Raw genomic sequence first — 2,077 nt, 5'->3', positions numbered from 1 at the left:
TCCTCATTTTCATTCGTTTTTGGTAGTAAAATATCTTTTAATGGGTTATTGTCTTCCATGAGTATTTAGATTAGTCAATCAGTATTCGAATTTTCTTGAGGTAATAGATTATCCCATGTACTGATTCCAGTTTTTAACTTTGTAATTCGTTCAGTTGAATCGACAATCATTCCACAAATCATACAAATTCCAAACATCAATTCCCAATGTGGTATTTGCTTATTGATGATTTCCATCCTCTTTTTATCATTTGGTAAATCTTCTAATGCTTTATTTTTTTGTTCATCCGAATAACCCGCATTTTTGAATGATTCCGATATTTTACCAATTTTCATGGTCACAAGCATTCTTGTTGCCGCATTTCTAATTACAATTGGAGTATCATTTCCTAGATCGTAAACAGACTCCATTTTTTGTTGAAGCTCAAACAAATCAAAAGGTAAAGAGCTATGTGCAGCATCGTTTCGAACTTTTCGAAGTGCATTCAAACTGTCTCTCAAATTCTTATTTATTATTCGAAAAGCAAATGCCAATTCAATCTTAGCGGAAAAGGAACTTAAATGACCTGGATAATTCAAAAGCCTTTCCTTATCCTTTTTTGAAATCTCATTTGGAAAAGTAGCTACGATTAACTCCGTAAGGAAATCATCAGCGTGTGCAGTGGCAATTAGAATTGCTCCACGTCCCGATTCTTCTAAAAGTTTTTCAAGTAAGACATCAAATAGGTCTTTGATTTTTGGATGCTCGAATATGTACATCTTATTTTGGTAGTAATAGTGGAAGTGGTCTAAAAAAGCGAATTGTGGTTCGATTCTTATTTCGTCGAAATCAACAATTCACGGACATCTACATCTAATGCTTCTGCAACTTCAAATAGAGTTTCAATAGTCGGTTGCATTTGGTTTGTACACCATTTGGAAACCGTTGTTCGATTTTTACCCAAAGCTTCTGCCAACCAGTTGTTCGTTTTACCTTGCTCAGCTAAGACAGCTTTGATGCGATTCTGTGCTTTTTTATCCATTTATTATGCTCTATAGATAGAATTTGAAGCAAAATAAGCATAATTCAACAATTGAAAAATCACAACTTTTAGCTTAAAACGGTTCTTTTGAATATAAATAATCGTATTAATTTGCTTTAAAAGCATAAAATGAATATTTTTAAGCAAAATTTATGAGCCATGCAGAAAAAAACTCCAAAAAAGGTAATCATTCAATTGATAAAAGACGATTTAAGACACCAACACACCGTTTTAGGTTTAAACCTGTTGGGGTTCGATCATGAGAATGGTATGTTGGATATTTCCCGATCCGTTTTCTCGCTAATGGGATTGAATCTGAACGATAGGCGATTGGACCATTTAACGGACGAGTATTGCGATCGTGCTTACCATGTTACCGAAATTGCATTCAATGACAACGAATCTTTCGAACGGTTAGCAACTGAGATTTACAACTGGCTGGCTTTGGAACTCAAGAAGTATTTGAAGCAATTGAGTAAATCCTAAGTGTTCATAAATCTCATCATTGCATTTTTTTCTACTTGCACCACGTGTGCCGGGGCATCTGTATTTTTATTCCCTTTCGAAACCCGATTTTGAGAAATAAAATTCTATTTGCCCCAGGTTAGGTGGTGCAACTAATATTTTTTAACCTTGAAAATTGGTAAACTGCCTAATAAAAAGTTACTTGCCCCATGAAAGGTGGTGCAAGTAGATTTTTATTCTGTTTTGAAAACGACTCTAAATGAATAAAATCATAACTGCCCACCAAATAGTGGGCAACTAATTTTTTATTACCGCTTTGAACCAAAAATTGCCTAAAAAAACACTAACTGCCCACTTGGAGGTGGGCAACTAACGTTTTATTATGGGTTGAACCCGAATTTGACCGAATAAAATGCTAACTGCCCACTAAATGGTGGGCAACTAGTTTTTTATTATCCCTTTGAACCGAAAATTGCTTAAAAAAACGCTAACTGCCCACTTAGAGGTGGGCAACTAACTTTTTATTATGTTTTGACGCTAAATTTTGACCGAATAAAATGCTAACTGCCCACTAGTTGGTGGGCAGTTATT

3 protein-coding genes are annotated in these 2,077 nt (G+C 34.8%); 1 reads left to right on the top strand and 2 read right to left on the bottom strand.

Annotated elements, in window-relative coordinates:
* Positions 1-74: 74 nt before the first annotated feature.
* Positions 75-758, bottom strand: coding sequence for a DUF4145 domain-containing protein (locus tag L6Q46_RS13730; RefSeq protein WP_291284783.1), 684 nt, complete (start codon positions 756-758; stop codon positions 75-77).
* Between the two features lie 56 nt (positions 759-814).
* Positions 815-1,021 carry a helix-turn-helix transcriptional regulator gene (locus L6Q46_RS13725; RefSeq protein ID WP_144333747.1) on the bottom strand — a complete coding sequence of 69 codons (207 nt, stop codon included), beginning with the start codon at positions 1,019-1,021 and terminating at the stop codon, positions 815-817.
* A 159-nt stretch (positions 1,022-1,180) separates the two neighbouring features.
* Here L6Q46_RS13725 and L6Q46_RS13720 point away from each other — a divergent pair, with 159 nt between their 5' ends.
* The gene (locus L6Q46_RS13720; RefSeq protein WP_291284782.1) at positions 1,181-1,507 is read left to right on the top strand and encodes a hypothetical protein; all 327 of its coding nucleotides are present in this window, start codon (positions 1,181-1,183) and stop codon (positions 1,505-1,507) included.
* The last annotated feature ends 570 nt before the right edge of the window (positions 1,508-2,077 follow it).

Source organism: Flavobacterium sp. (assembly GCF_023151265.1).
Lineage (GTDB): Bacteria > Bacteroidota > Bacteroidia > Flavobacteriales > Flavobacteriaceae > Flavobacterium.
This window is presented reverse-complemented; position numbering and strand designations above follow the sequence as displayed.

Bases quoted from the DNA above. Each gene is read 5' to 3' on its own strand.
- L6Q46_RS13725 (WP_144333747.1), bottom strand. From the start codon at position 1,021: ATGGATAAAAAAGCACAGAATCGCATCAAAGCTGTCTTAGCTGAGCAA.
- L6Q46_RS13720 (WP_291284782.1), top strand. From the start codon at position 1,181: ATGCAGAAAAAAACTCCAAAAAAGGTAATCATTCAATTGATAAAAGAC.
- L6Q46_RS13730 (WP_291284783.1), bottom strand. From the start codon at position 758: ATGTACATATTCGAGCATCCAAAAATCAAAGACCTATTTGATGTCTTA.